This is a genomic window from Thalassovita sp. (genome assembly GCF_034670005.1).
Classification (GTDB): domain Bacteria; phylum Pseudomonadota; class Alphaproteobacteria; order Rhodobacterales; family Rhodobacteraceae; genus Thalassobius.
This window is the reverse complement of sequence record NZ_JAXMOH010000004.1, coordinates 218771-245332: the sequence shown is the minus strand read 5'-3', so window position 1 is coordinate 245332 and position 26562 is coordinate 218771. Positions and strand designations below refer to the sequence as shown.

Genomic DNA, 26562 nt, shown 5'->3' with positions numbered 1-26562 from the left:
TGGTGTTCTTGACCTTGGTATAGGGCTTGATCCAGTCCACTCGCTGCCCCTGTTCGCGCCAGAACCCGTCCGGGTCCGACACCGACGCCGCATACATCGCATCATAACGCGCAGCATCAACATGGGCCGAAGCCCCAAAGGCTTCGCGCAGAGATTTTTCTATGGTTTGAGCTGGGTTCCCGGCGGTCATTCAAGGCTCCTCCCTTGGAAATTACACATGGGCCAAGGATGGCCCAACGCATGAAGACAAGCTGCAAACATGCTGGCGCCGATCATAGCAAACAATGAAAACAAAGAAATAAGTAGATGAAATATAATGATTTACGTGTAAACTATTTCTCTATAATTCATGATTATTGTAAACTATTTTTGTTGCATCAATGCAAAACCTAGTAAAAACAGGTCAATCCCTGTCAAGGAAATCACCCCGGCATTCGGTAGTAAGTCGCTGCAACTTCGGGTTTCGACGTCACCAATTGACGTTACGGCACAGCCTGCGACAATTTGTCGGCATACAATTGCATACAATGTTATCGCAATCAGGCGGCCTCGGGTCCAATCGGACCGCTTAAAGCAGGTCGCGCAACCGGTCGGGAATCGTTATCCGGCACGGCGTTTCCAGCATCGCCGAATGATCGACGACGATCTTTTTCCCACTAATACGTACCGCGCCACGCAACGCTTCGGCAGCCTTTTCAAAGCCCTGATCGACCGGCATTTCGCTGGCCCGCTCATAAATGCCGAATTCCTTGTCGCGTATCGTGTGCGGCTTGGCCCAGTTGATCCAGTAGCGCTTGCCCAGATCCTTGGGCTGTTCCAGCGCCTGATTATGTTCACGCGACTGCAACACGATCTGGCGGCGCTCTTCCATCCGGTCGGCATAATCCGGCGTCACATAATGCAGATGAAACAGCAGCAGATCTGGATCAATTGTGAACTGACCGCGCTGCAATCCATGCCCACCGACTGTATAAACCACACGGTCCTTGACGATACAGGGCTTGGTATATTTTGCACTGAGCATGGCATGGGGAAAAGCCCGCAATACACCGTCTTCGATGTCACCTTCGCCGCGCGGCATCAGGTTCAAACCGACAGGAGACAGTGCAACGGTATCGGCAGAACTGTTTTCCAGATGCGCCTGCAGGCTGTCAAGCTGACCGACATAGACGATGAGTTCATCCACGTCGGTACAAATCACCCGATCATAAAACGCCAGCAGGCCATTGGTCAGTCCACCCAGCAGATCCCAGCGGCGGCGGGTCAGATCCATTGGAACCTCATCACGCGGGATGTCGATGACATTGCAGCCCTCTGCAATCTCATGCACCTTTGAATCGCCACCATGATTGATCACGTAAAGGCTACGTTTATCAACATATTGAACGTTGTGCTTGACCCATTTTTCCAGCAGCCAATGGTCGCGCCACACCATCGTCACAAAAGCCAGATTCATCGTCGGCCCCCTATATACCCCGGCACCGGCCTAGCATGTTTCAGATCAAGCGCATAGGCCTGCCGCCACGTCGGAACAGCCGTGAGCAAGAGATTTACAACGTCAGGAACGGGGTGGCATCCGGCGGTAGGTGAACCCGGTTTCCCCGGCCGCCATCGCTTGCTGCAGCATCGCTTCGACTTTGGAATGGTCCGGGGATTTACCGCAGACCGGATCGGTGGCCGAGGCATCCCCCGCAATCGCCATCGCCTGACAGCGGCAGCCGCCAAAATCGATTTCCTTTCGCTCGCATCCCTGGCACGGCTCGGGCAACCAGTCGGTGCCGCGATAGGCGTTGAAAGCGGCGCTGTCGGTCCAGATTTCGGCCAGAGGCCGGTCCTTGACGTTTTCAAACTTCAGATGCGGGATGGTTTCGGCCGCATGACAAGGCAAAACGGTGCCGTCCGGCGTTACGTTCAGCCCGGCACTACCCCATCCGCCCATGCAGGCCTTGGGATAATCCGCATAATAATCGGGCGGCACGAAATCGAAGGCCAGTATGCCGCGCAACCGTTTGGAAGCCTCGGCCACGATCCGTTTGGCCGTTTCTGTCTGTTCCCGCGTCGGCAGCAACATGGCCCGATTTTCGACCGCCCAGCCGTGGAATTGCACACAGGCGACCTCCAACCGGCGCGCCCCGAGTTCCACCGCCATGTCGATCGTCCGGTCCAGATCGTCCAGATTGTGCCGGTGCATAACGGCGTTCAGCGTCAATGGAATACCGCGGCGTTTGAGGTCCTTGGCCACCAGCATCTTGCGCTCAAACCCACCTTTATACCCGCCGATCCAGTCCGCCAAATCCGCGGTGGTCCCCTGTAGCGATAACTGAATATGGTCAAGCCCGGCCTGTTCCAGCGCATCGATCCGCTTGGGCGTCAATCCGATACCGCTGGTGATCAGGTTGGTATAAAGCCCCGCCTCGCGCGCTTTGCTGGTCAGTTCGACCAGATCGGGGCGCGACGCCGGTTCGCCGCCCGAAAGGTGCAACTGCAACACTCCCAGAGCGGCGGCCTGCCGGAATACATCCGCCCAGGTTTCAGTGTCCAACTCGCCATCCTTGCCCTGCAGGGCGAGAGGGTTGGAACAATATGGACAGGCCAGCGGACAGCGATGTGTCAACTCGGCCAGCATGGCGATGGGCGGCTGAACTGTCATGGCTGCACCGCCAGAAACATCCGCGCCCTAAGACCAATCATAAAACGCTGCACATCCGCAGCGATTTGATCCTTGGGCGCGTTATATGAGGCGGCGAGGTCCGCAACGATATCGGCAAAGCGCGCCTGCCCGGTGACCCGCATCAGGATTGCATCTCCGATTGCGTCCAACGCGATGGCCTTTTCCGGTGCCAGCAGAACCTTGCCGCCGCGCACCCTGTCTTCGATCACGCGTACTCCGCGCGGCAGAAATGGGCGGTCATCGTCGGCAAGTTCCAATTGCATCACGACATGCCCTCACCGGGTTGCCAGGCACCGGGTGGAATGCGGCCCGGTTCGACATAAGCGCCCCAAAGCGCATCAAGCTGTGCCCAGAGCACATTGGTTTTGAAGATCAGCGCCGCGCAGGCCATATCCTCTTTTTCGGCGGTATCAGCATGATCAAGAACCCATTTCAGACCGAAAGCCACATCCTTGGGCGCTTCGGTCAGGCGTTTGCGGAAATAGCTCAGGCTGGCATCGTTGGCGAAATCGTAGTGTTTCAGCAGCCCCTCGATACGGTTCTCGTGGATTTTCGGCGCAAACAGCTCGGTCAGCGAGGACGCCACCGCCTGCAACAACGGCTTTTCCCGGACATAATGAACATAGGCATCGACCGCAAATTGCGTCGCGGGCAAAACGCCCCGGCCTGACGCGACATAATCGGGATCAAGCCCCACCGCTTCGGCCAGCTTCAACCAACGGCGGATGCCGCCTCCGTCTTCGATCCCGCCATCGTGGTCTTCGATGCGCGACCGCCATTCGCGACGCATATCAGGATCGGCGCAACGTGACATGAAGGCGGCGTCCTTCATTGGGATCGCAGCCTGATAGGCCCAGCGATTGATCACCCAAGCCCGCACTTGATCCGGCGTACAGTCGCCGCCATGCAATTTGTGATGAAACGGATGCTTGTCGTGATAGCGTTCCGCGCCGATCGCGCGCAACCGGGTTTCCAGATTGTCCCTGCTCATAGCTCGATCTCCAGTCCATCATGGGCAATCTGCCACCCCGCGCTCAGAACCTGCGCGCGTTCAGGTCCGCCCGGTTGCCAGACAGGATTTGTGTTGTTGATATGGATATAACATTTATCCGCTTTCAGAGCGTCCATTTTCGCCATTGATCCATCTGGGCCACTGATCGAAATATGCCCCATGCGACGCCCGGTTTTCACCCCGGTTCCCGCCCGGATCATTTCATGATCGTCCCATAGCGTACCATCGAAAAACAGCTGATCAGCGTCGCCGATACGGGTCAGCAATTCAGGCGTCACCTCCGCGCAACCGGGGATGTAATAGGCCACCTTACCCCCATCGCTCAGCCGTACACCCACGGTCTGTTCGCCGACGAGGTCCGTTTGAACCGTATCGCCTTCCATGAACAAAGGGACTTTGCCCGGGACCGGGAAAACCGTCGCCTCTAGCCCTGGCTGAAGGTCGAATTCTTCGCCCAAAGTGATAGTCAGGCGATCCACCTTGTCCCTGGAAACGGCATCAAAAATACGGTTTTCCGTCAGAACAGCCTGAATTTCATGGGTTGCAAACAAGGTAAACGGCGTCTGTTCGCGCAGCGACAACAGCCCCGCGATATGATCGATATCGCCATTGGTCAGCAGGATCGATTTCAGCGGCGTATCGCGCAAATCGCGTGGATGCAGGGCGGTGTTGACCTGCATCTGCTGTCGGATATCGGGGGACGCGTTCAACACGCTCCACGACTTGCCGTCCAGAGATACCGCCAAAGACGACTGACCCGCGCTCGGAATTTTACCGGCGCGGGCGTCGATACAGTTGGGACAGCCGCAATTCCACTGCGGAAGCCCTCCACCGGCTGCCGCGCCGAGAACCAGAAATTTCATGATGGCTGCCTGCTAGGCTGATCTCAGAACAGGTCCTGTTCGTATTCGCGACCTTCGTCTTCGGACGGCGCGTACATGTTGATTTCCATGCCGCAGTTGACTTCTTTCAGTTTCGGAGCGGTCCAGGCCATTTTGTTTCCTCCCATAGGCTGGTTGCAATACCCAAGCTTAACTACAGCAATCCCCGGATGGGTATTGTCTAATGGTCGTAAACGGTCGCCCCCCCATAACACCGCCGGTGATGCACAAAGGTCGTATATGGAACGGGGTCGACCCTGCATACAGTCTCTCGTATGTGTACGACTTTCAGACTACTGGCGCTAATGTTCGCCGCCATTTGGATGCCTTTGCAGTTGTCGGCAGAGCCATTGGAACGTGCGGCATTGGCTGAAATGATCATGCCGCCATTTTCACTGGGCGAACCGTTGAACGACAACGGCGTCTACAGTTTGCTGAATTCCGGCGGGGCCGAAGCAGGCTATGTGTTCGAAACCGAACCCTTGGCCCCCCTGCCCGGCTTTTCCGGCGCGCCGATCAATGTTCTGGTCGTGCTCGATCTGGACGGGAAATTCCTTGATGTCAGGTTGATCGAACAGAATGAACCGATTTTCGTGTCGGGTCTGGGCGAAGCGCCGTTACATAAGTTTTTCGAACAATATCCCGGGCTGTCAATTTCATCTTCAATCGTCGTGGGAACACCTTACGGAAACGCAGGCGGAGGAACGTCTCTGGTTTATCTCGACGGGGTCACCAAGGCGACCGCGTCGGTGCGAATCGCCCATGAATCTGTAATGGCGGCGGCATTGGCTGTGGCGCGGGAAAAAATGCAGGGTATCGCCACCACCCCGCCCGCGTTTCCTGATCCAGATCATCAGGAAATGCTAAACTGGGATGATCTGGTCGCACAGGGCATCGCCACCCATAAGGTCGTCAGTAATGGCGAGGTCGATGCGATGTTTGCCGACACGCTATGGGAAGACGACGACCCCGAGGCCAAAGCCCATCCCGATGATCCCTATCTGGATCTGTGGATCGTCGATCTGGGTCCGCCGTCCATCGCTCGTGCCGTATTGACCGAAGACGGTTACGCCGAACTTCAACAGTTCCTCAGCATTTCAACCGATGACGAACCGATTCTGGTGATCGAAACCGCCCGGCACGGGCTGGTCAGCGACGAATTTGTCCGCAATACCGCGCCCGATTGGCTGGCCGCCGAACAAGGTGGCCTGCCGGTCCCTTTGCGCGACAGCGACATTTTCGCGGAGCTCAACGACGACGTACCGGATGGTGCCACCCTGATCCTGCGCTCTGACCGCAGGTTGGGGTTCGATCCGGCGCGGAAATGGTTGTTGCAGGTGACTGCGACGCGGCAGCACGGCATTTTCCAGCCGCAAATCGGGACAGTGATATTGACCGTACCGCATCAAACGGATGATCGGTTCTTCTCTCGCCCGGTCGAAATCAAACCGGTACCGCCGTGGCTTGATGCGCTCAGGAACCGACAGGCCGACATGATCGGTTTGGCAGTATTGTTGACAGCCCTCGGTGCCGCGTTGCTTTTCGCGATGAACCGGCTGGCGGATAGTCGCTATTTCACCCCGGTCCGCCTGACCATTCTGGCCGTCGTGATCGGATTTGTTGGCTGGTGGGGTCAGGGCCAGTTGTCCATCGTCACGGTCTTGGCAGTACTGCGCGCTACGACTGGGGGCGGCAGTTTCGCCTTTCTGGCCTATGACCCGTTTTCACTGCTGATATGGGGCGTCGCCATCTTGGGATTCCTGCTCTGGGGACGTGGGCTGTTTTGTGGCTGGCTTTGCCCCTTTGGAGCGATGCAGGAATTTTTCCACCATCTGGGCCGTCTTTTGCGCCTGCCCCGGCTCGAACCTTCTGCAAAATGGGACAGGCGATTGAAAGCCCTGAAATATGTGGCTCTGGCCGGTTTGATCGCGGTTGCGTTCCTGGCACCCGAACACACCGAAAAGGCGGTCGAGATCGAGCCGTTCAAAACCGCCATCACCACCTTGTTCCTGCGCGAATGGTATTACGTGGCGTATGCGGTCTTCTGGCTGTTGATGGGCATGTTTTTGTTCAAAGGGTTTTGCCGCTATGTCTGCCCCTTGGGGGCAATAATGGCCATCGGCGGATTGCTTCGTGGCCGCGACTGGATTGCACGGCGCGCCGAATGCGGCAGCCCTTGTCAGCTCTGCCGGGTCAAATGCAATTACGGATCAATCCGGAAAAATGGATCAATCAACTATTCGGAATGTTTCCAATGCCTTGATTGCGTCAGTATTCACAACGATGAAAACCGCTGTGTGCCGCTGATCCTGCAAGCAAAACAATCTCAGAGGAAGGACGCCGCCTGATGTCTGCCTTACGCATGACCCGCCGCCGTTTCCTTGCCATTAGCGCCGCAATGACCGCTGGCACCGCCGAGGCCCGGCAGACCCATAGCTGGTCTGGCTTTGCTCTGGGCGCTGAGGTGTCGATGAAGCTTTATGGGCCAAAGGATATCGCAGAGGCCGCATTACGCGATGCGCAATTAATGCTGAAAGAGATCGAAAAGCTGTTCAGCCTCTATGATCCTCAAAGTACGCTTTCACAGTTAAACACCGTAGGTCGGCTAACTGATGTGCCGGGACTTTTTCTGGATTTGGCAGAGGTTTCGACGCAGGTACATAATGCGACCGATGGCGTGTTCGACCCGACGGTTCAGCCCGTTTGGCAGGCGCTGGCCCGTGGTCAGGATACACAGCTTGCCCTCCAGCAAATGGGATGGGGCCGATTGCGCTACAATGCGCATTCACTCACGTTGGGCGAGGGTCAGCAGCTCACTTTCAATGGTATAGCCCAAGGCTTCGCCACCGATATCATAAAGGAACGTCTGGTCCGCAATGGTATGACCAAAGCATTGGTGAATATCGGGGAGTTCAACGCAATCGGCGGACCGTTCAGGATTGGCATTGCCGATCCAGAACGGGACATTGTCGCGACAAGGACACTCCGCAATTCGGCAATCGCCACGTCAAGCCCGGAGATACAGACCATCGGCGGGCATAGTCACATTCTCAATCCGAAATCACTGGCACCACCAGTTTGGTCGACCGTGAGCGTCGAGGCGGAGTCGGCCGCTCTGGCCGATGCCTGTTCCACCGCTTTCTGTCTGATGCCACGACCGCAGATCGAACACGTCATGCGAAAACTGTCCGATCTGCGGCAAGTCACGCTTGTCAACAACAACGGTGACGTGGAAACGGTGTGACACCCGGCTTGGGACCATGCGCGAGCATTTTTTCGTCCGCGACGGGTACTCGGCTGCTTTGAAATATGAACACAGCTGTCAAAACCGGGTCTGCAATCGCGACTAACGCAATGCAGGAGGCGCGAAGGTCAGGTCATATTGGTCGAAAATCGCCTTCATGCGCCCGTCATCCACTGCCGCGAATATGGCGTCGCCGACAGCATATCCAAGCGCGCGATAACGGAAATTAACCGCGATGCCAGCGGTCCATTGACCGACGGAAAATCCCGGCAAGGGGGGCGTATGGACAGCCAAATCATCAGACAGAGCGAATTCCAATTGCGCCAATGGCCCCATTGCGGCTTTGGTTTCACCACCCGCCAATGCCGCCATCGCCGCTGCCATTGTCGCGAACCGATGCACATTGCGCCCCAGCTGCCCGCCGGGAAAGGAGGACAGATAGAAATCGGCGATCGAATCGTTTTCCACCGCCACTGTGTCGAAACGGAAATAGGCCGGGACCGGTGGGTCTTCGGGATAGGCATCACGGCGATAGGCGATGCCGACTTTTTCCTGATGGTACTGACCGGTAAAAGTGACCTGTTCAACACGGCAAGCGAATTCGCTGTCATAAGGGACGTGCAGCATCACATTGGCCACTTCGCCGCCCACTGCTGGACCTTTCCAGATCCAGTTGCGCAGATCAGTTTCCAGGTTCTCGCCCGGCGTGACCAGTTTAAAACGCGCTTCAACACCGAGATCTGCGGCAATTAATCTGCCAATCTCGATATCGACGCCCGCAGGCTGACCGCTATCCTGATATGACCAAGGCGAAAAATCCTCATAAGCAGCGAAGGTGATGACGCCCTTTTCGAGGATCGTGTCCAGATCCTGCCCCACCACATCGCGGGACGCATTCTGGGGTTTAGGTTGGGGCACATAATCAGCGCAGCGGGCCAGTGCGGCCTGCCCGGTCAGACAGGCCAGCGTGAGGGAGAGGAGAAGTCTGGCAAACGCTTGTTTCATGTGCCCCAATCTGCCGCCTTAATGGGCGGCAGACAAGCCGATCGTCAGCTGTTCAGCGGCAGCTGCGAAATCGGGATGTTCGCCGGAAAGAAGTTCGGCAGCGCGATAGGCCGCACTGTCGGCAACCGGTGCGCCGGAACCGGTTTCGACGCCTTCGGCGACGCCACTCAGCTCTGCCTGCAACGCTGCGGTATCGCCACCTGCCCCCTCGGCCATCGCCTTAAGTTCGTCACGGATCTGCAACAAACGCGGGGTGGCGTCGTCCAGCTGACCATCATCGGGACGGGTTTCGATATAGGTGCGGATCGCCCAAGCGGCCTTCTGGCCCAGAAGTTCGCCAAACGCGGGCATCTTGGTGATACCATTCTGGGTATAGCCGGTCTGGAACCGTTCGACGAACCATTCGTCCCCGTATTCCTCGGCCTCCAGATAGCGCAGATCGGGGGCCAGACCGCCCGAAACCACTCCAAGCCCGTGGCACCGCGCGCAATTCTGGTTGTACCCGCTGCTGCCAATGTCGACTGCGGTTTTCCAGACATCCGCGCCCATGCCGCGGTAGGGGTTTTCGGTCAGCCATTCTTCGCCCACATCTGGCAGCGCTTCGGTGTTGACAGGTTGCGGTGCTACGTCGCCATGCGCCCATGCCATCGAGGTGGCAGCGATCAGAGCCATCGCGGAAACTGGCAGTTTGAACATCGGTTTTTCCTCCCGTTCGACGTCTTGCTTCGATATCTACAGCAACGCCGTGGCAGGCGGCTACGCGACCTTAGTTTTAGCCACCGCCAAACCACCTTAGACAATGGTCGCATGGCGGGGTTTGCTCCACCTCTTAATATTGCGGGAATTGGCATGGGGCGGAGGAGAGGAAGTCTTTATGCACCGAATTTTCGCCATCGCCGTTGCGGTTTTACTGGCCATGCCGGCCCGGGCCGACGTGTCGATTCCGATCGTTTTGCTGCAACAAGAACACGAACGCCCCCCGGTCCTGTCAAATCTGGACCCTGTTCCCAACGATGAAACTGTGGCTGGAATTGAATTGGGCCTTAAGGACAATATCACCACCGGTCGCTTCCTTGGGCATGATTATGATCTGGAAATACACCAGGTGGGTCTGGGCGATGACCCGATCGCGGCCGCGCGCCTCGCTCTCGGCCACAGCCAGATTGTTATACTCGATGCCCCGGCCAGCGTTTTGACCTCGATTGCCGATCTACCGGAGGCGCAAAATGCGCTGCTGATCAATGCCACCGCACCGGATATGTCCCTGCGCAGGGGTGACTGCCGCGCCAACCTGCTGCATACGATGCCGTCGCTGGCAATGCGGTCGGATGCGCTGATGCAGTTCGCCCGCGCCAAACGCTGGGACAAACTGTCCCTGATCCAAGGCAGCTACCCGGTCGATCAGGCATTTGCCGACGCCTTGCGCGCCAGCGCGGCAAAATTCGGAATGAAGATCGCGGCATCGAAAACCTGGGCCTTCGATGCCGATATGCGCAGGAACGCCGCGCAAGAGGTACCGCTTTTCACTCAGGAACTTGGCGATTACGACCTCTTGCTGATTGCCGATGAGACCCATGATTTCGGTCGCTACATCGCCTACAACACCGGGCGCCCGCGTCCGGTGGCGGGGTCCGAAGGATTGGTACCCGCCGCTTGGGGACCCGCGGTAGAACAATGGGGGGCGGCGCAATTGCAATCGCGTTTTGAAGCGGCCACCGGGCGCGAGATGCGACCGCGCGATTACGCAGGCTGGGCTGCCATCCGCAGCATCGGCGAAGCCGTCACCCGCACCAACAGCGCCGCCCCAAAGGTACTACGCAGCTTTATCCTGTCAGACCAGTTCGAACTGGCGGGGTTCAAAGGACGCGCCCTGAGCTTTCGCGCCTGGAATGGCCAGATGCGCCAACCGATACCGCTACTGACCGACAGGGCCATGGTCGCCCAGGCACCGCTGCCCGGCTACCTGCATCAACGCAGTGAACTCGACACCTTGGGGCTGGACAAACCCGAAAGCCCCTGCACCGCATTCGACTAAATGAAACGGTCCGGAACTTTTCGAAAGTTTCTGATCCCGCAACAGGAAAGCCAGAGATGAAATTCCCCGCCGCGATGATGTGCCTCCTGTTTGCGTCGCCACTGACGGCCGAAGAAATTTGGGTCACCAATGAAAAAGACGACACGGTCAGTGTCATCGATATCGCCACATTGGAAGTCACCCGCACCCTTCCGACCGGAGAACGGCCGCGCGGCATCACCTTTTCGCATGATTATTCCCGCGTCTATATATGCGCCTCCGACAGCGACACGGTACAGGTGATGGACCCCGAAACCGGTGAGATTTTGCACAATCTGCCATCGGGAGAAGATCCGGAACAATTCATTCTGCACCCGAATGACCGGCATCTTTATATCGCAAACGAAGATGACGCGATCACCACCGTAGTCGACACCGAAACGCACAAAGTCATTGCCCAGATTGACGTAGGAATTGAACCTGAAGGCATGGCGGTCAGCCCTGATGGAAAAATCGTTATCACCACCTCCGAGACGACCAACATGGCGCATTGGATCGATACCGAAACACGCGAACTGTTCGCCAATACATTGGTCGATGCCCGACCACGCCACGCGGAATTTGCCGCCCATGGCAGCGAACTCTGGGTCAGCGCTGAAATCGGTGGCACCGTCACCGTGTTCGATACCAAAACGCAGATCGAAAAAGCCAAAATCAACTTCAAAGTCAAAGGGGTCCATCCCGATCGGATACAGCCCGTGGGGTTTGAATTCACCGAGGACGAAAAAACCGCATTTGTAGCGCTTGGCCCGGCCAATCATATCGCTGTGGTGAATGCCGAAACCTTCGAGGTGGAAAACTATATTCTGGTTGGTCGCCGTGTCTGGCATATGGCATTCAACAGTGACAAATCGCTTTTGTTCACCACCAACGGCGTTTCGGGCGACGTGACCGTGATTGATGTCGCCAAACAGAAACCGATCAAATCGATCAAAGTTGGCAGGTTTCCATGGGGGGCCGCGCTTCGCCCCTGACCGGTCAATTCGCTTGCTATCGCTTTTTTGAGCAAAGGACTTTGAATATGCGCTTTCCGATCCTTACCGCCACCTTGGCCATGCTTGCCCTGCCTGTTTGCGCGACTGCAGAGGACGATGAGGGCGGCTTTGGTTTGGCTGGGCTGTTGTCGGGCAAGAACAAGCAAGACCTGCCCCCCATTACCCTGTCGGCGGGTATGCCCTTGGCGGACGCGCCCTGGGTCCTGAAATCCGGCACCTATTACGAATTCATGATCGAAGGCGATGGCAGTCAGGAACTGGCCCTTGTCGGCCCGGAATTTTTTCGCGCCATCTGGATCGACGAAATCGTCGTTGAAGGATTGGAAATCCGTCCTCTCGGTCTCGACAGTGTCGAATTCGACGAAGCAGGCAAGATGGAAATTGGCTTTGTCGCTATCAAGCCTGGCCGGTATTATCTGAAAGTGCCCGGCAGCACCGGCGAAACACAACGGTTGGAGATCACCATCAAGTGACAGGACTAAAGGTCGAGAATCTCAGCTATTCCTACGGATCCAAAACCGCATTGGACGGGGTTGGTTTTTCAATTGAACAGGGCGCGTTCTGCGCCCTTCTCGGCCCAAATGGTGCAGGAAAATCAACCCTGTTTTCCCTGCTGACCCGCCTGTTTGCCACCACACAAGGCCGGATCGAGATTGCCGGTCACGATCTGGCCCGCGATCCGCGCAAGGCGCTGGCGCGGATCGGGGTTGTGTTTCAACAATCCACGCTTGATCTGGATCTGAGCGTCTACCGCAATCTTAGCTATTTTGCCGCGCTGCATGGGCTGGCCGGGCGCGAAGCGGACCGGCGGATCGATGTCGCGCTTGAGCAGTTGAATATGGCCGAACGCGCACATGAACGTGCGCGCGATCTGAACGGCGGCCACAGGCGACGCACTGAAATCGCCCGCAGCCTGATCCATGATCCGGCGGTGTTGTTGCTGGACGAACCGACCGTCGGACTGGATGCCGCCGCGCGCCGGTCGATTACCGACCATGTGCATGACTTGTCACAGCATCAGGGACTGACCGTGCTTTGGGCCACCCATCTGAGCGACGAAGTCCGGGACGACGACCGTTTGGTCATTCTGCACCACGGCCGTAAACTGGCCGATGGCGTCTGCGCCGATCTGCGCAGCGATCAGCCCCTGTCCGAATTTTTCCTCGACGTGACGGGTGCTACGGCATGAACGCCCCCCTGATCGCCCTGCGTGCCATCGTCCTGCGCGAAGCGCTGCGCTTCGTACGTCAACGCGGCCGTTTCATCGCAGCTCTGGTGCGCCCTCTGGTTTGGCTGATCGTGTTTGCAGCCGGTTTTCGCGCTGCTTTGGGGCTCAGCATCACCCCCCCGTATCAGACCTACATCACCTACGAGATCTATATCGTGCCGGGTCTTTGCGGCATGATTATCCTGTTCAACGGCATGCAAAGCTCTCTCAGTCTGGTCTATGATCGCGAAATGGGTTCAATGCGGCTGCTGCTGACCAGCCCCCTGCCGCGCTGGTGGCTGTTGCTTTGCCGTCTTATCGCTTCAACCTCGATATCAATTCTCCAGGTTCTAAGCTTCCTTGCCATTGCTGCGCTTTATGGCATCCGGTTCCCCGCGATGGGCTATGTTGCCGTTCTGCCCGCCTTGTTCATCGCTGGCATCATGCTAGGGGCTCTGGGGCTAGCGCTGTCGTCGATGATCAAGCAACTGGAAAATTTCGCTGGGGTGATGAATTTCGTCATTTTCCCTATGTTTTTTCTGTCTTCGGCGCTCTATCCGTTATGGAAAATGGCGGAAAGTTCGGAAATCCTGCATGATATCTGTGCTGCGAACCCCTTTACCCATGCGGTCGAAATGATCCGGTTCGCGCTTTATCTGCAATTAAACCTGCCTGCGCTGGGTTGGACCTGCCTGTCGGGTCTGGTTTTGCTGGCGCTGGCGCTTTGGGGATACGACCCTGCGCGCGGCATGTTACGTCGCAAAAACTGACCTTTCTTACGACCATAAGACCCGCAAATTACGACCAAAGGCGCGTCGTTTGAAGGGCTGAACTTCGCTACGCTCAGCGGCAATGGAGGATTTCAGCATGAAACGCGCCCTGCTTGTCACCTTGTTCCTGATGAGCCCGCCTGCCATAGCCGAAGAAGATCCGGGCGGGACGTTGAATCCGCTGGAAATGGGACTGGGCAAGGTCATGCAGAATATCCGCGAAGGTAAGCCCGACATGACCACCTGTGCCACCGGTTATTACATCACCAAATCGGGTCGCCATGCGTTAGCGCGCGAATTGTTCGAAACCTGCGCCGCGGCAGGTTGGACCGGTGCGATGACTTGGATGAGCCAACTCGACAATAACGGACTGGGTGGCGAATATGATCCCGACGCCGCTGCCGAATGGGATCGGCGCGCAGCCGATGCTGGCGACCCTGTTGGAAAATTCAATTACGGTCTGGACCTGATGCGCGGTCACGGCGTGGCGCGCGATGATGTATTGGGGCGACAATATGTGGATCAGGCAGCACGCGAAGGGTTGAAAATCGCCAAACGATTGCAGGCGGCGGATTACGACCTGGATGAAGTCACGCCGGATGCCGACAACTGGAAATATGCACCGCTTTTCTGATTTTGGTCGCAGAAAGAACAGACCAAAAACTGTGTGCATCCGGAATTGACGTTCCGCATTCCGAAGCGGCACAGCCGTCGGCCACGCCCCTGCGACATCCTCAGTAGAACATTAGCCAATAACCTTTTGATAATACGACCAAAGTATGAAGGAAATCACGGGATTTTCTTGATCCTGGTCAAGCGATTTCAGTTCTACCGGTGTATACTGTGACTATCCCTATCCGGAGGAAAAAATGAAAAACCTATTTCCCGCAATTTGCCTTATCGCCCTGACCGCACCAATGCCCAGCTTTGCCAGCGAAACGTCCTTTGACAAGATCAAGATCGACGCTGGGGCCGAGCTGTTTGCATCGGGATGCCGACGCTGTCATGCCACCGACGCCGATCATGAAAGCTATGGTCCGCCGCTGGAAAACGTGATTGGACGCGCTGCTGGCAGCTATCCCGATTATGATTATTCCATTGCGTTGGAAGCCTCCGGCATTGTCTGGACCAAAGCCGCCCTACGCGCCTGGATGGAAGACAATCAGGGCTTCATGCCGGGCACCAAAATGCGCCATGTCGGTATCACCGATCCCACAGTACAGGACTTCATCCTCGCCTATCTGGAAAGCATCACGACGCGCGACGGGGCGGAGATATCAAAATAGCGAAACCTTCGCTGCTGCGGCGATGTGATCATTCACAATGCGCGGCGTCCATTGGGCGCCGCGCAACCTTATTCGAAACATCATCCAGAACGATGATGGGAAGAATTCAAAAAGAACGCTGGCCTCTCAAGGTGAACGGGACACCCTGGTATGCCAGCTTTCGCAATAGATTAACTATGACCTACAATGATTTGATAAAAATCATTTAAAATAACTATCCGCGTCCAACCGTTTAGGCCTGTTCCACGTTCAAAAACGCCGATCCGCTGCTTACGACCATTGGGCAATATCAAACACGTGGCAACGCATTGATACTGATTCTTGTCCTAGGGGCAGCTCGATTCGACCCTACGGAACAATGGATACATATGGGAGGATCCGATGAACCGTTTTATATCCACGGTTGTCGCAGGGGTTTTGGCGGTGAGCGCAGCTCATGCCGGCGTCACCGAAGGCGATCTAAAAAATGATCAGACAATGACCAATCAGGTGGTGACAAATGGCATGGGCCGTCACCTACAGCGTTACAGCCCGCTCGACACTCTGAACAAAGACAATGTCAAAAACCTTGTTCCCGCCTGGGCTTTCAGCCTTGGTGGCGAAAAGCAACGCGGTCAGGAAACCCAGCCTCTGATTTACGATGGCGTGATGTATGTCACCGGGTCCTATTCGCGCATCTATGCGATCGACGTGATGACCGGCGACGAACTTTGGCAGTATGACGCGCGTCTGCCCGAAGGCATCCTGCCCTGCTGTGACGTAATCAACCGCGGGGGCGCCATCTATGGCGACAACATCTATTTCGGCACTCTGGATGCCCGCATCGTGGCGCTGGATCTAAAAACCGGCAAAGTGCAGTGGAACAAAAAGATTGCCGATTACAAGGCCGGATATTCCTATACTGCAGCACCGTTGATCGTGGACGGCCTGGTCATCACCGGTAATTCGGGTGGTGAATTCGGTATCATCGGCGAAGTACAGGCGCGCGACGCCGAAACCGGCGAAACGGTTTGGACACGTCCGGTGATCGAAGGCCACATGGGCACATTCAACGGCGAAGAATCGACCATGACCGGAACGCTGAACGCAACCTGGCCGGGTGATATGTGGAAAACCGGTGGCGGCGCCACCTGGTTGGGCGGGTCGTATGACGCGGAAACCGATACGCTGGTCTTTGGCGCAGGCAACCCCGCCCCCTGGAACAGCCACCTGCGCAATGCAGGCACCCCAACCGAAGGCAATAAGGGCGACAACCTCTATGCCGCCAGCCGCATTGGCATCAATCCCGAAAACGGCGAAATCAAGTGGCATTTTCAGACCACACCGCGCGAAGGCTGGGATTATGACGGTGTCAACGAAGTGGTCGCCTATACCGACCGTTCGGGCAACAAACGTTTCGCTACCGCCGATCGGAACGGTTTCTTCTACGTTCTGAACCGCGAAGACGGCGCCTTCGTTTCGGCCACCCCTTTCGTGAAGGATATTTCCTGGGCCTCGGGCATTGATGAAACCGGCCGCCCGATCTTTAACGAAGACAACCGTCCAGGCAATCCGGCCGCGGCAGCCGATGGCAAGAAGGGTGACGTGATCTTTGCCGCGCCGTCCTTCCTAGGGGGCAAGAACTGGATGCCGATGGCGTTCTCGCAACATACCGGCAATTTTTATGTACCCTCAAACGAATGGGGCATGGATATCTGGAACGAGCCGATCACCTATAAGAAAGGCGCGGCTTATCTGGGCGCGGGATTTACCATCAAGCCCAACTACGAAGACCATATCGGATCGTTGAAAGCGATCGACCCCGATACCGGCGAATGGAAATGGGAATACAAAAACGACGCTCCGCTTTGGGGCGGCGTGATGACAACGGCCGGCGGTTTGGTGTTTTTTGGCACCCCCGAGGGCAAGTTCCTCGCGCTGGATGACGAAACCGGCGCAGTCCTGTGGTCGTTTCAGACAGGATCCGGCATTGTCGGTCAGCCCGTCACTTGGGAAATGGAAGGCGAACAATATGTCACGATCGTATCCGGTTGGGGCGGCGCAGTTCCTCTTTGGGGTGGCGAAGTGGCCAAAAAGGTCAACTACCTGAACCAGGGCGGCATGGTCTGGACATTCAAGCTGCCGAAACAGCTGGCATCGGCCGACTGATCCGAGTTGCGAACCAAACAACGCGCACCCAATCGGGTGCGCGTTTTCCTATCTCACAGAATGCCGAACCCAACCGATACTCAGCGCGGGACGACGCCGTTCTTCCATTTTTCGATCACCGATTGCAGCGCTTTTAATTGCACTGGTTTGGACAGATAATCGTTCATGCCTGATTTGAAACAGTTCTCAGCTTCGTCAATCAGGGCGCTGGCGGAAATGGCAATCACCGGCACCGGGACAAGTTCGTGTTCGGTTTCGAAACGGCGGATATTTCGGGTTAAATCGAACCCGTCAGATTCCGGCATCTGACAATCGGTCAACACCATCGCGTGACGATGCTGTTTCCATTTTTCAAACCCATCTGCCCCGTTAACAGCCGTTTCAGACGAATATCCCAGTAGATCCATCTGGCGCGAAAGAACGGACAGGTTCAGATCGTTATCGTCCACGATCAATATCCGCGCTGTACCATCGGGATTTGCCTGTGTGATCGGCTCCAAACTTTCGCAAGTTTCCGACAACGAAACATGAACATTGGCTGCAGCTTCCCGCCCGGTCAGAATCGCAGCCCCACGTAAAATATCCGAGTAATGCACCGGAAACCGGTACGAAACATAAAGCTTATCGTTCAATAATCCCTTTGGGTTCTGGCGCGATTGATCGAGGACGATCAAACGGCAATCCGGATTTATTTGCCAGATCGCCTGTTTGTAAACTTCGCATTCCGCCAAGGTCTGCAAGGCCAATACGATAACGGTGTCTGGCCCGGTCTTGGCAGCCAAATCCGAGACTTCGGAACGTGAGAATGACGCGTCGACCCGCGCCCCGTACTGTTCGAAAAAGGTTCTGATTCTGTTGTGAAATATCGGCTTGTTGGTCATCACCACAATATGAACGCCGTCGACCCGAGTGAGCGTCTTCTTGTTCGGCATCGCATCCATGGGCAGCGTCACCGAAAAAACAGATCCTTTTCCCAGTTCGCTTTGCACGTCCAACGTTCCGCCCAACATTTTGACCAGGCTTTGTGTGATCACCAAACCCAATCCCGTACCTCCAAACCGACGGGTTGTGGATTCCTCGCCCTGACTAAAGGGTTTGAAAATCCGTTCGATGGTGTCCTGGCTCATCCCGATGCCTTCGTCGCGCACTTCGAAACACAGCTTGTTCCCCCCCTCGACCGGCGAAACCTTTAGCGCGACTTGACCTTGGCGATCATCTTCGGGCTTGGAAAACTTGATCGCGTTGCTAAGCAAGTTCAACAATATCTGGCGCAGCCGGATCGGATCGCTGCGGACGAAGTCTGGCAGGCCGGGATCGATTTCCATCACGAAAATCACATTCTGATCCTGCGCCGGTACGGCCAGGATTTCGGCAGTACGTTCGACCGCGTCGAGCAGAGCAAATTCAGTTTTTTCGATTTTCAGCTGACCTGCTTCGATCTTGGCTGCATCCAGGATGTCGTCGATAATCCCTAACAAGAAGAACGACGAATCCTGAATCGTTTCCAGCATTCGCATTTGCTGATCGTTCAACACGCTGCGGCTGAGAAGTTCGATCATCCCGACGATTCCGTTCATCGGGGTCCGGATCTCATGGCTCATATTGGCCAGAAACACCGACTTCGCCTTGTTCGCGGCTTCAGCTGTGTGTTTTTGCAACAATGCACTCGTCGTGTTTTCCCGCTCTACCACCCTGCCCAGCTGCACCCCTAGCCGATGCACCAATTCGAACAAATGGGCGTCGCGGGGAATGATTTCGTCAGAGAAGAATTCCAAAACGGCAACGATCTTGGCACCAACATAGACCGGAACCATCAGCGCGGAATAGATGATCCGTTTGTCTGCGCCACGCAGAATAGTGAAATCATCCTGCTCATAAATATTTTCATACCATTGCGGCACACCGCGCTTATAGGTCACCCCTGGCGCGCCCTCACCAGGGCGGAAAACACGCGTTTCAGTCAGCTTCCGCAAATAGCCGAATTTTTCTTCATCCGCGATGTAGACCTGCCCGGTTGGCACCAGCAAAATTTCGCCTTGGTCTTTCTGGACCCGCAAAAACGAACCGACCGGCCAACCTAGGAATTTGGCCATCATTGTCATGGATTTTTCAAATGCTTCGCTCGCACTTTCGGCGCTATTGGCGATTTCAGCGACAGCTTCAGTAATTTCAAGTTCTTGCACCACACGGCGATGTTTCTGTTTATATATCTGTTCGGTCGAAACGTCTTTGTACTGACAGATAACGCCCGTGAACGTGCCATCGGAGTCGAAAATGGGGGTCTTACTGATCTTGAATGATATCGTGAGCCCCGGAGCAATCGTCAGAATGAAATCAATATTTTTGATGGGGCGCGCCGTTTCGACGACTGTCCGATCCGTTTCACGTTCTAATTCTGCGATCTCTGTTCTTGGGATTTGATCGTTGGTCAAACCTTTGATCTGCTCAAGCGATTTCAGCCCGGCGACCTTGGCGAAGTCGGCATTCCCGGCGACGAAACTCAGATCAGAGTCTTTCCAGAAGACGCAATCAAAACTAATCGCTTAGTCTCCCACAGATCGGTTCCAGCGCGTACCGGGACATTATGGCCTAGGACAAAGCGCCAATCACAAAAAATATTTACACACGTAACATCAGGATAAGCAAAATATTTGTCTACGTAAATGATCCCAATGAAGGACTCGCGCACCCAAAAGTCTGTAACCCCGGCTATAATGATCACCGGATACATACCTCTGATCGGGTCAAGAAGCGGCGCCCGGTGCCGTTTTCGAGCGAAAACATACCTCCAATTCCATCAACGGCATCAATCACCAGATCCGTATGCTGCCATTTTTCGTACTGGAATTCATTCATGTAAAACGGAACACCACCGATCTGCCCGATCTGGACGTCTCTGTCACCGACAAGATAATCCCCACGCTGAAATAGCATCGGGGCCGAGCCATCGCAGCAACCGCCCGATTGGTGAAACAGCAAAGCGGCCCCGTACTTGGCTTTCAGTTCGTACAGCAGCGCCAATGCTGCCTTGGTCGCGGTCACGGTCATTTTGGTCATTCTCACCTCACGAAACGCAAAAGGCCCCGCCGAGAAGCGGGGCCAATATTGACTCTTACGGGATCAGAAGAAGCCCAAAGCATTGGGGCTGTAGCTGACCAACAGGTTCTTGGTCTGACGGTAATGATCCAGCATCATCTTGTGGGTTTCGCGGCCGATACCCGACTGTTTGTAACCACCAAAGGCCGCATGGGCCGGATAGGCATGATAGCAGTTGGTCCAAACCCGACCGGCCTGAATTTCACGCCCGAATTTGAATGCACGGCTGCCATTGCGGGTCCACACGCCAGCGCCCAGACCATAAAGCGTGTCATTGGCAATTTCCAACGCTTCAGCATCGTCCTTGAAAGTCGTGACCGAGAGAACCGGGCCAAAGATCTCTTCTTGGAAGATCCGCATCTTGTTGTTGCCCTTGAACACCGTCGGTTCGATATAGTTGCCGCCTTCAAGACCGGCCAGCGAAGCCACCTCACCACCCGTCAAACATTCGGCACCTTCATCCTTGCCCAGTTGCAGGTAAGAGGCGATTTTCTCTTTCTGTTCTACCGACGCCTGCGCGCCGATCATCGTATCCATCGACAGCGGGTTGCCCTGTTTGACCGCTTTCACACGCTCAACTGCGCGGGCGATGAAGTCGTCATAGATCGATTCCTGGATCAATGCGCGGCTGGGGCACGTGCAAACCTCCCCCTGATTCAGCGCGAACATGGTGAAGCCTTCGAGGCACTTGTCAAAATAGTCGTCATCCGCGTCCATTACGTCAGCGAAGAAAATGTTTGGCGATTTGCCGCCCAGCTCCAGCGTGACCGGGATCAGGTTCTGCGAGGCATATTGCATGATCAGACGCCCGGTAGTGGTTTCCCCGGTAAAGGCGATCTTGGCGATACGCGGTGAACTGGCCAGCGGCTTACCAGCCTCAAGCCCGAAGCCATTGACCACATTCAGAACACCAGCAGGCAAAACATCAGCGATCAGTTCCATCAGAACCATAATCGACGCCGGGGTTTGCTCGGCAGGTTTAAGTACAACGCAGTTGCCCGCCGCCAGAGCAGGCGCCAGTTTCCAGATCGCCATCAGCAGCGGGAAGTTCCACGGGATAATTTGTCCGACAACCCCCAGCGGTTCAGGAATGTGATAGGCATAGGTAGTGCTGTCAATTTCCGAGATATGCCCTTCTTCGGCGCGAATGCACCCGGCAAAATAGCGCCAGTGATCAATACCAAGCGCCACGTCTGCAGCGATCGATTCCCGGATCGGCTTCCCATTGTCGAGCGTTTCCGCAGCCGCCAGAAGGTTGGAATTGGCTTCCATAATGTCGGCGATTTTCAGCATCATGTTCGACCGTTCGGTGGTCGACGTTCTGCCCCAAGCCGGGAAAGCGGTATGAGCGGCGTCCAGCGCAGCTTCGATGTCGTCTGCGTTGGAGCGCGCGATCTCGCATATCACTTCGCCGGTGATCGGGGTGGTATTTTCGAAATATTGCCCTGATTTCGGTTCAACGAATGTGCCATTAATGAAATTTCCGTAGCGGGTACGGAAGGGAAATTCGACGCCGAGATGCGACGTATCTAGAGCCGCGCTTACTTCAATTTTATTCTGAATGTTCATAACATTCCTCCCAAGATGCAACAATTCCTCAAGTCACGCCGAAACCCACAGAAATTGTTCTCCGAGGATGGGTGTCTCAACGCTTTGGGTACCCTAGGAGGCTCGGCGTTATTCAGAAATTGCACCATGGTCGTTCAGACATTGGTCTGTCAGACCAATGTCTCCGGCGTCAAATCAACGCAGGAATTTTGACTATTCTCACTTAGCCAACGAATAATTTTGATTGTCTTTTACGCCCGTTCCCACCGGTGAACGGATGACAAAACGCTTTTTTACCGGATTTCCCTGACCGCCAGCAATCAGAGGATCGCAACGCCGCGCGCTCAGCCCCGCCGGTTCGTCACAAAAGTGAAATACTTCTGCAACAAATCTGTCTTGCCTCTTCCTTAGGTATCGCGCGAAACAACCCCTATTGGAGTTCCCAATGAAATCCTCCCATCTTGCAGTCGCTATTTCTCTGTTGGCGTCTACCGCTATCGCACAAGACCTGCCTCAGGCCGACAATGTCTGGTTCACTGACGCGCAGGCAACCTTGCAGCAGCGTCTGGCAGTTCAGCCAAATACCAACAAAGCCAAAAATATCATCCTGTTGATTGCAGACGGTAATGGCGTCGGCACCAACTATGCGACCCGCCTGTTCGACGGGCAGCGCAACAAGGGCAATTTTGGCGACGAAAACATGCTGCCGGTGGACAAGTTCCCCTATGTCGCTTTGGCAAAGACCTACAATACCAACGCACAAACCCCCGACTCGGCTGGCACCGGCACCGCGATGCACACCGGTGTAAAAACCAAAGCTGGCGTTATCGGCGTTGATGAAACTCTGAACCGCGGCGATTGCGATCAGGTTGCGGGTGCAACCGTTGCCAATGCTGCCGAAGTCTTTTCTGCCATGGGCAAAGAAGTCGGCGTTATTTCGACCGCCCGTCTGACCCATGCGACCCCGGCATCGGCCTATGCCCATTCGGCCGACCGCAACTTTGAATCGGATAACTACCTGCCCGAAGGCTGCACTGTACCCGACATCGCGGCGCAGTTGATTGATCAGATGAAGGCCGGGAATGTCGACCTCGCTCTGGGCGGCGGTCGTCGTCACTTCATCACCAAAGAAACCACCGATAACGAAGGTAAGACCGGCAAGCGGAAAGATGGCCGCAACCTGATCGAAGAAGCAAAAGCCGCAGGCATTACTTATGTCTGGAACGATGAAACCGCAGCAGCCGCAGACCTGTCCAAGCCGATCCTGGGCCTGTTCGAAAGCTCGCATATGAAATATGAAGCAGACCGTAGCGGTGAACCCTCGTTGGCCGAGATGACCGAAATGGCCATCAAGAAGCTGCAAGGCGCGGAAAATGGCTATTTCCTGACTATCGAAGCCGGTCGCGTCGACCACGCCAACCATGCCAATAACGGCTATCGCGTCATGACCGACGGCGTGGCATTCGCCAAAGCCGTTGCTCTGGCGGACGAACTGACCGATGACGAAGACACCCTGATCATCGTCACCGCTGACCATGAACACGCGATTGCTTTCCAAGGCTATGCTGGTCGTGGTTCGGACATTCTGGGCCTGTCAATGAAGATCGACAATAACGGCACCGCCCATACAGGTGAATTGAACCTGGCCAAAGACGGTCGCCCCTACACCACCATGGGTTATCTGAACGGTGCTTCTTCGGTCCTGCGCGAAGACATGAACTGGGCCGGTGTACGCCCAATGCTGACACAAGAGGACGTTCTGGACGTCGATTACGTGCAGCAGGCGCTGATCCCGATGTCGTCGGAAACCCATTCCGGCGAGGACGTTGCGATCTATGCCAAGGGCCCATGGGCGCATCTGGTAGACGGTACGCTGGAACAGAATATCGTTTTCCATGTGATGCAATACGCCGCCACCGCCAAGTAGGCGCAGCGCAGCCACACATTTGCAGGGGGCCGCGATGGCGGCCTCTTGCTTGTCTTTCTGATCCCATTGCAAAGATGAGAACGCCTATGAAACGCCGCCAATTCCTGACCATGTCGGGTACCACACTTACTGCGGCACTGCTGCCCGGTCCGCGCCTGTACGCTCAGGGCCAAGCCTTAAAAATGCGTAGCCTGTACAACAAGGATCTGAGTTTTTCCGATCTGGCGCAACAACTGGTGGGCGAACGGATCACAGTCACGGGTTTCATGGCCCCCCCGTTGAAAGCTGAAGCAAATTTCTTCGTGCTGACCAACAAACCGATGGCGGTCTGCCCGTTTTGCGAAACCGAAGCGGAATGGCCTGACGATATTCTTGCGGTCTATACCAAACGCACGGTCAGGGTCACGCCGTTCAACGTCAAAATCCAAACCAACGGCGTTCTGGAACTGGGCGCGTTCACCGACCCTGAAACCGGATTTGTCAGCCGTGTACGACTGACCGGTGCCCGGTATTCCTGATCATAGCGATGTCTGTATCATTAACCATAACTGATCTTGTCGCGCGCGATCCGCGCGGACGGATTTTACTGTCCGTTGATGCGCTGTCCTGCGAACCAGGTCAGGCAATCGGCATCCGCGGACCATCAGGCGCAGGCAAATCGACGCTGCTGATGGCAATAGCGGGGATTCTGGCTGGCGCAGAGGGTCAGGTGAAATGGGGTGATGTGGATATTCTGACTGCTGGGCAAAGCGCGCGTACAGCGTTCAGGGCATCCAATATCGGACTGATATTTCAAGACTTTCTTCTTTTCGAGGAACTCAGCCCCGCAGCCAACGCCGCGATAGCTGCGTTATTCCTGCCCGCAAAGCAGCGGCGCGGGCTGCGCCAGCGGGCAAACGAACAGCTATTGCGGCTGAACATCCCGCAGGATGCCCGCACCGTGGCAAGCTTTTCCGGCGGTGAACGGCAACGCGTCGCGATTGCCCGTGCATTGGCCAACGACCCGGCGATCCTGCTGGCGGACGAACCCACCGCCAGTCTGGACCGCGATACCGCCAACCGGGTCGCCGACGACCTGACGCGATTGGCCAGAGCCGGTAACAAAACGCTTATTACTGTCAGCCATGATCACGACCTTTTGTCCCGAATGGACCGGGTCCTGACCCTGACAGATGGCCGCATCACCAATGACAGCAGACAGGAGCGAGCGGGTGTTTGATCTTTGGGACGGCCTGCCAGTGACAGTTCAAGATATGCTTGTCGCTCTTCTATTGCTGGCACCGGCCGCGCTTATCGGTCTGGCCGTCATCCGCGGATTTGCACCGGGGCCGCTGATCCGTGCGATGATCGGTCGGTTCTTCAGCGCCAATGTGCTTTTTGTGCTGCTGATCGCGGTGTCAGTCGGGCTGGGGGTCGGCCTGATCGCACAGGAACGCGGGTTGCGCCATGGTACCGCCCATGCAGCGGACAAATTCGATTTGGTGGTGACCGCCCCGGGCAGCGAACTGACCATGATGATGGCTGCGGTCTATCTGCAGCCGACCGATGCGCCGCTGCTGGATGGGGCAACCTATGCCGAACTCGCTGGACATGAGAATGTCGCACTGGCCGCTCCGCTGGCCTTTGGGGACAGTTATCGCGGCGCGCCGCTGGTTGGCACCATTGCCGATTTCGCCCGTTACCTGAGCAGCGACCGGATCGAAGGCCGGCTGTGGCAAACCAGCAGCGAAGCGGTGATCGGCGCGGCTGTCCCGCTGCAGATCGAAGACCGGTTTACCCCCGCTCACGGCATGACAGGCCCTCATTCGGAAGAAGAGGATGAGGATCACGACATTGACCTGACTGTGGTTGGTCGTCTGGGCGTCACCGGCACCCCTTGGGACCGCGCCATTCTGGTGCCGATTGAAACCATATGGGAAGTGCATGGTCTGGCCAATGGACATGCACTGGCGGCAGGTGACCAGATCGGGCCACCTTTCGATTCAGAATTTTTCCCCGGCACCCCGGCGGTTATCGTGCGGTCCGAGCAGCTTTGGGCCAATTATGCCCTGCGTTCGCAATTCACTCGCGACAAACAGACAATGGCATTCTTCCCCGGTGAGGTTCTGGCGCGGCTCTATTCCGTGATCGGTGATGTGCGCCAAGCGATGGAGATTCTGTCACTGGTCAGCCAGATTCTGGTCGCAGCCAGCGTTTTACTGGGATTGTTCATCCTGACCAATCAGTTGCGGCGTCATATGGCCCTGCTGCGTGCACTCGGTGCGCCGGGGCGGTTTGTTTTTGCGGTCATCTGGGGCTATGCCACAAGCCTGTTGGTGATTGGCGCCATGTTAGGGCTTGCCGTTGGCGCGGGGGCTGCCGCAGCGCTGTCGGAAATCGTGTCGCGTCAAACCGGGATTGCGATTTCAGCCCCGTTGGGATGGGCCGAAATCCATCTTGTTGCAGGCTTCGTCAGCGTCAGCGTCTTTTTGGCGCTTTACCCTGCCTATTCGGTACTGCGCAGCCCAGTGGCAACCGGGTTGCGGTCCTGATCCGATCACGTGACATTACCCGGATGATTTTGAGACAAGAGACGAAATATGATCCAGATCAGCGAAGATATTGTCGCCGCTAAATAGACAGGCTTTGATTGTCGTGACCGGATTGCGATAGTCCAGACAGGCGAGCGCCCAAATCCAAGGGTAAACCCGGAAAGACG

The 26562-nt window shown here is 56.1% G+C and carries 26 protein-coding genes; 14 read left to right on the top strand and 12 right to left on the bottom strand.

Annotated elements, in window-relative coordinates:
• The 7 genes from VOI23_RS10655 to pqqA all read right to left on the bottom strand — a co-directional run.
• The coding region (locus tag VOI23_RS10655; protein ID WP_323784765.1) for an acetyl-coenzyme A synthetase N-terminal domain-containing protein at positions 1–190 on the bottom strand (190 nt) is incomplete at its 3' end.
• A 378-nt stretch (positions 191–568) separates the two neighbouring features.
• On the bottom strand, positions 569–1456 hold the full coding sequence (locus VOI23_RS10650) for a hypothetical protein (RefSeq protein WP_323784764.1): 888 nt from the start codon (positions 1454–1456) through the stop codon (positions 569–571).
• Positions 1457–1558: 102 nt separating this feature from the next.
• Positions 1559–2650 (bottom strand): pyrroloquinoline quinone biosynthesis protein PqqE, encoded by a 1092-nt coding sequence (gene pqqE / locus VOI23_RS10645; protein ID WP_323784763.1) that lies wholly within the window; start codon positions 2648–2650, stop codon positions 1559–1561.
• Entirely contained in the window at positions 2647–2934 is a 288-nt protein-coding gene (gene pqqD / locus VOI23_RS10640) for a pyrroloquinoline quinone biosynthesis peptide chaperone PqqD (RefSeq protein ID WP_323784762.1), read from the bottom strand. The genes pqqE and pqqD overlap by 4 nt, the downstream gene beginning before the upstream one ends.
• Positions 2934–3662, bottom strand: coding sequence for a pyrroloquinoline-quinone synthase PqqC (gene pqqC, locus VOI23_RS10635; protein ID WP_323784761.1), 729 nt, complete (start codon positions 3660–3662; stop codon positions 2934–2936). The genes pqqD and pqqC overlap by 1 nt, the downstream gene beginning before the upstream one ends.
• The gene (gene pqqB, locus VOI23_RS10630; RefSeq protein ID WP_323784760.1) at positions 3659–4546 is read right to left on the bottom strand and encodes a pyrroloquinoline quinone biosynthesis protein PqqB; all 888 of its coding nucleotides are present in this window, start codon (positions 4544–4546) and stop codon (positions 3659–3661) included. The genes pqqC and pqqB overlap by 4 nt, the downstream gene beginning before the upstream one ends.
• Positions 4547–4569: 23 nt before the next feature.
• On the bottom strand, positions 4570–4677 hold the full coding sequence (pqqA, locus tag VOI23_RS10625; protein ID WP_323784759.1) for a pyrroloquinoline quinone precursor peptide PqqA: 108 nt from the start codon (positions 4675–4677) through the stop codon (positions 4570–4572).
• 162 nt (positions 4678–4839) lie between these two features.
• On the opposite strand from pqqA, the gene VOI23_RS10620 reads away from it, so the two are divergent.
• Together VOI23_RS10620 and VOI23_RS10615 are read left to right on the top strand one after the other, a co-directional pair.
• The gene (locus tag VOI23_RS10620) at positions 4840–6912 is read left to right on the top strand and encodes a 4Fe-4S binding protein (RefSeq protein WP_323784758.1); all 2073 of its coding nucleotides are present in this window, start codon (positions 4840–4842) and stop codon (positions 6910–6912) included.
• Positions 6912–7808 carry an FAD:protein FMN transferase gene (locus VOI23_RS10615; RefSeq protein WP_323784757.1) on the top strand — a complete coding sequence of 299 codons (897 nt, stop codon included), beginning with the start codon at positions 6912–6914 and terminating at the stop codon, positions 7806–7808. Before VOI23_RS10620 ends, VOI23_RS10615 begins: the two co-directional genes overlap by 1 nt.
• A 102-nt stretch (positions 7809–7910) precedes the next feature.
• On the opposite strand, the gene VOI23_RS10610 is transcribed toward VOI23_RS10615, so the two are convergent.
• Both VOI23_RS10610 and pedF read right to left on the bottom strand, forming a co-directional pair.
• Positions 7911–8813: a substrate-binding periplasmic protein gene (locus VOI23_RS10610; RefSeq protein ID WP_323784756.1), complete on the bottom strand. Its 903-nt coding sequence runs from the start codon at positions 8811–8813 to the stop codon at positions 7911–7913.
• An 18-nt stretch (positions 8814–8831) separates the two neighbouring features.
• Positions 8832–9509 carry a cytochrome c-550 PedF gene (gene pedF / locus VOI23_RS10605; protein ID WP_323784755.1) on the bottom strand — a complete coding sequence of 226 codons (678 nt, stop codon included), beginning with the start codon at positions 9507–9509 and terminating at the stop codon, positions 8832–8834.
• A gap of 178 nt (positions 9510–9687) precedes the next feature.
• Here pedF and VOI23_RS10600 point away from each other — a divergent pair, with 178 nt between their 5' ends.
• The 8 genes from VOI23_RS10600 to VOI23_RS10565 all read left to right on the top strand — a co-directional run bounded on the left by VOI23_RS10600 (position 9688) and on the right by VOI23_RS10565 (position 17293).
• On the top strand, positions 9688–10848 hold the full coding sequence (locus tag VOI23_RS10600) for an ABC transporter substrate-binding protein (protein ID WP_323784754.1): 1161 nt from the start codon (positions 9688–9690) through the stop codon (positions 10846–10848).
• Positions 10849–10904: 56 nt separating this feature from the next.
• A complete protein-coding gene (locus VOI23_RS10595) occupies positions 10905–11861 on the top strand; it encodes a YVTN family beta-propeller repeat protein (RefSeq protein ID WP_323784753.1) in 957 nt (318 codons plus the stop codon).
• Positions 11862–11908: 47 nt separating this feature from the next.
• Positions 11909–12355, top strand: a complete 447-nt coding sequence (locus tag VOI23_RS10590) for a hypothetical protein (protein WP_323784752.1) — start codon at positions 11909–11911, stop codon at positions 12353–12355.
• Positions 12352–13071: an ABC transporter ATP-binding protein gene (locus VOI23_RS10585; protein ID WP_323784751.1), complete on the top strand. Its 720-nt coding sequence runs from the start codon at positions 12352–12354 to the stop codon at positions 13069–13071. The genes VOI23_RS10590 and VOI23_RS10585 overlap by 4 nt, the downstream gene beginning before the upstream one ends.
• On the top strand, positions 13068–13859 hold the full coding sequence (locus tag VOI23_RS10580) for an ABC transporter permease (protein ID WP_323784750.1): 792 nt from the start codon (positions 13068–13070) through the stop codon (positions 13857–13859). Before VOI23_RS10585 ends, VOI23_RS10580 begins: the two co-directional genes overlap by 4 nt.
• A 97-nt stretch (positions 13860–13956) precedes the next feature.
• A complete protein-coding gene (locus VOI23_RS10575) occupies positions 13957–14493 on the top strand; it encodes a sel1 repeat family protein (protein WP_323784749.1) in 537 nt (178 codons plus the stop codon).
• Positions 14494–14728: 235 nt separating this feature from the next.
• Positions 14729–15145, top strand: coding sequence for a c-type cytochrome (locus tag VOI23_RS10570; RefSeq protein ID WP_323784748.1), 417 nt, complete (start codon positions 14729–14731; stop codon positions 15143–15145).
• 381 nt (positions 15146–15526) lie between these two features.
• The gene (locus VOI23_RS10565) at positions 15527–17293 is read left to right on the top strand and encodes a PQQ-dependent methanol/ethanol family dehydrogenase (RefSeq protein WP_323784747.1); all 1767 of its coding nucleotides are present in this window, start codon (positions 15527–15529) and stop codon (positions 17291–17293) included.
• Positions 17294–17373: 80 nt separating this feature from the next.
• Here the strand turns inward: VOI23_RS10565 and VOI23_RS10560 are convergent, their stop codons facing one another.
• From VOI23_RS10560 to adh, 3 genes are all read right to left on the bottom strand, one after another.
• Positions 17374–19833, bottom strand: coding sequence for an ATP-binding protein (locus VOI23_RS10560; protein WP_416376522.1), 2460 nt, complete (start codon positions 19831–19833; stop codon positions 17374–17376).
• Between the two features lie 178 nt (positions 19834–20011).
• Complete coding sequence (locus tag VOI23_RS10555; protein WP_323784745.1) at positions 20012–20350, bottom strand: DUF779 domain-containing protein; 339 nt, start codon at positions 20348–20350, stop codon at positions 20012–20014.
• 63 nt (positions 20351–20413) lie between these two features.
• Positions 20414–21958, bottom strand: coding sequence for an aldehyde dehydrogenase (adh, locus tag VOI23_RS10550; protein WP_323784744.1), 1545 nt, complete (start codon positions 21956–21958; stop codon positions 20414–20416).
• Between the two features lie 424 nt (positions 21959–22382).
• Here adh and VOI23_RS10545 point away from each other — a divergent pair, with 424 nt between their 5' ends.
• From VOI23_RS10545 to VOI23_RS10530, 4 genes are all read left to right on the top strand, one after another.
• Positions 22383–23864, top strand: coding sequence for an alkaline phosphatase (locus VOI23_RS10545; protein WP_323784743.1), 1482 nt, complete (start codon positions 22383–22385; stop codon positions 23862–23864).
• Between the two features lie 86 nt (positions 23865–23950).
• On the top strand, positions 23951–24382 hold the full coding sequence (locus VOI23_RS10540; protein ID WP_323784742.1) for a hypothetical protein: 432 nt from the start codon (positions 23951–23953) through the stop codon (positions 24380–24382).
• 8 nt (positions 24383–24390) lie between these two features.
• On the top strand, positions 24391–25083 hold the full coding sequence (locus VOI23_RS10535) for an ABC transporter ATP-binding protein (protein ID WP_323784741.1): 693 nt from the start codon (positions 24391–24393) through the stop codon (positions 25081–25083).
• Complete coding sequence (locus tag VOI23_RS10530; RefSeq protein ID WP_323784740.1) at positions 25076–26395, top strand: FtsX-like permease family protein; 1320 nt, start codon at positions 25076–25078, stop codon at positions 26393–26395. The genes VOI23_RS10535 and VOI23_RS10530 overlap by 8 nt, the downstream gene beginning before the upstream one ends.
• The last annotated feature ends 167 nt before the right edge of the window (positions 26396–26562 follow it).

Coding starts and splice junctions, on each gene's coding strand:
- VOI23_RS10650 (WP_323784764.1), bottom strand. CDS start 1,456: ATGAATCTGGCTTTTGTGACGATGGTGTGGCGCGACCATTGGCTGCTG.
- pqqE (WP_323784763.1), bottom strand. CDS start 2,650: ATGACAGTTCAGCCGCCCATCGCCATGCTGGCCGAGTTGACACATCGC.
- pqqD (WP_323784762.1), bottom strand. CDS start 2,934: ATGCAATTGGAACTTGCCGACGATGACCGCCCATTTCTGCCGCGCGGA.
- pqqC (WP_323784761.1), bottom strand. CDS start 3,662: ATGAGCAGGGACAATCTGGAAACCCGGTTGCGCGCGATCGGCGCGGAA.
- pqqB (WP_323784760.1), bottom strand. CDS start 4,546: ATGAAATTTCTGGTTCTCGGCGCGGCAGCCGGTGGAGGGCTTCCGCAG.
- pqqA (WP_323784759.1), bottom strand. CDS start 4,677: ATGGCCTGGACCGCTCCGAAACTGAAAGAAGTCAACTGCGGCATGGAA.
- VOI23_RS10620 (WP_323784758.1), top strand. CDS start 4,840: ATGTGTACGACTTTCAGACTACTGGCGCTAATGTTCGCCGCCATTTGG.
- VOI23_RS10615 (WP_323784757.1), top strand. CDS start 6,912: ATGTCTGCCTTACGCATGACCCGCCGCCGTTTCCTTGCCATTAGCGCC.
- VOI23_RS10610 (WP_323784756.1), bottom strand. CDS start 8,813: ATGAAACAAGCGTTTGCCAGACTTCTCCTCTCCCTCACGCTGGCCTGT.
- pedF (WP_323784755.1), bottom strand. CDS start 9,509: ATGTTCAAACTGCCAGTTTCCGCGATGGCTCTGATCGCTGCCACCTCG.
- VOI23_RS10600 (WP_323784754.1), top strand. CDS start 9,688: ATGCACCGAATTTTCGCCATCGCCGTTGCGGTTTTACTGGCCATGCCG.
- VOI23_RS10595 (WP_323784753.1), top strand. CDS start 10,905: ATGAAATTCCCCGCCGCGATGATGTGCCTCCTGTTTGCGTCGCCACTG.
- VOI23_RS10590 (WP_323784752.1), top strand. CDS start 11,909: ATGCGCTTTCCGATCCTTACCGCCACCTTGGCCATGCTTGCCCTGCCT.
- VOI23_RS10580 (WP_323784750.1), top strand. CDS start 13,068: ATGAACGCCCCCCTGATCGCCCTGCGTGCCATCGTCCTGCGCGAAGCG.
- VOI23_RS10575 (WP_323784749.1), top strand. CDS start 13,957: ATGAAACGCGCCCTGCTTGTCACCTTGTTCCTGATGAGCCCGCCTGCC.
- VOI23_RS10570 (WP_323784748.1), top strand. CDS start 14,729: ATGAAAAACCTATTTCCCGCAATTTGCCTTATCGCCCTGACCGCACCA.
- VOI23_RS10565 (WP_323784747.1), top strand. CDS start 15,527: ATGAACCGTTTTATATCCACGGTTGTCGCAGGGGTTTTGGCGGTGAGC.
- VOI23_RS10555 (WP_323784745.1), bottom strand. CDS start 20,350: ATGACCAAAATGACCGTGACCGCGACCAAGGCAGCATTGGCGCTGCTG.
- adh (WP_323784744.1), bottom strand. CDS start 21,958: ATGAACATTCAGAATAAAATTGAAGTAAGCGCGGCTCTAGATACGTCG.
- VOI23_RS10545 (WP_323784743.1), top strand. CDS start 22,383: ATGAAATCCTCCCATCTTGCAGTCGCTATTTCTCTGTTGGCGTCTACC.
- VOI23_RS10540 (WP_323784742.1), top strand. CDS start 23,951: ATGAAACGCCGCCAATTCCTGACCATGTCGGGTACCACACTTACTGCG.
- VOI23_RS10535 (WP_323784741.1), top strand. CDS start 24,391: ATGTCTGTATCATTAACCATAACTGATCTTGTCGCGCGCGATCCGCGC.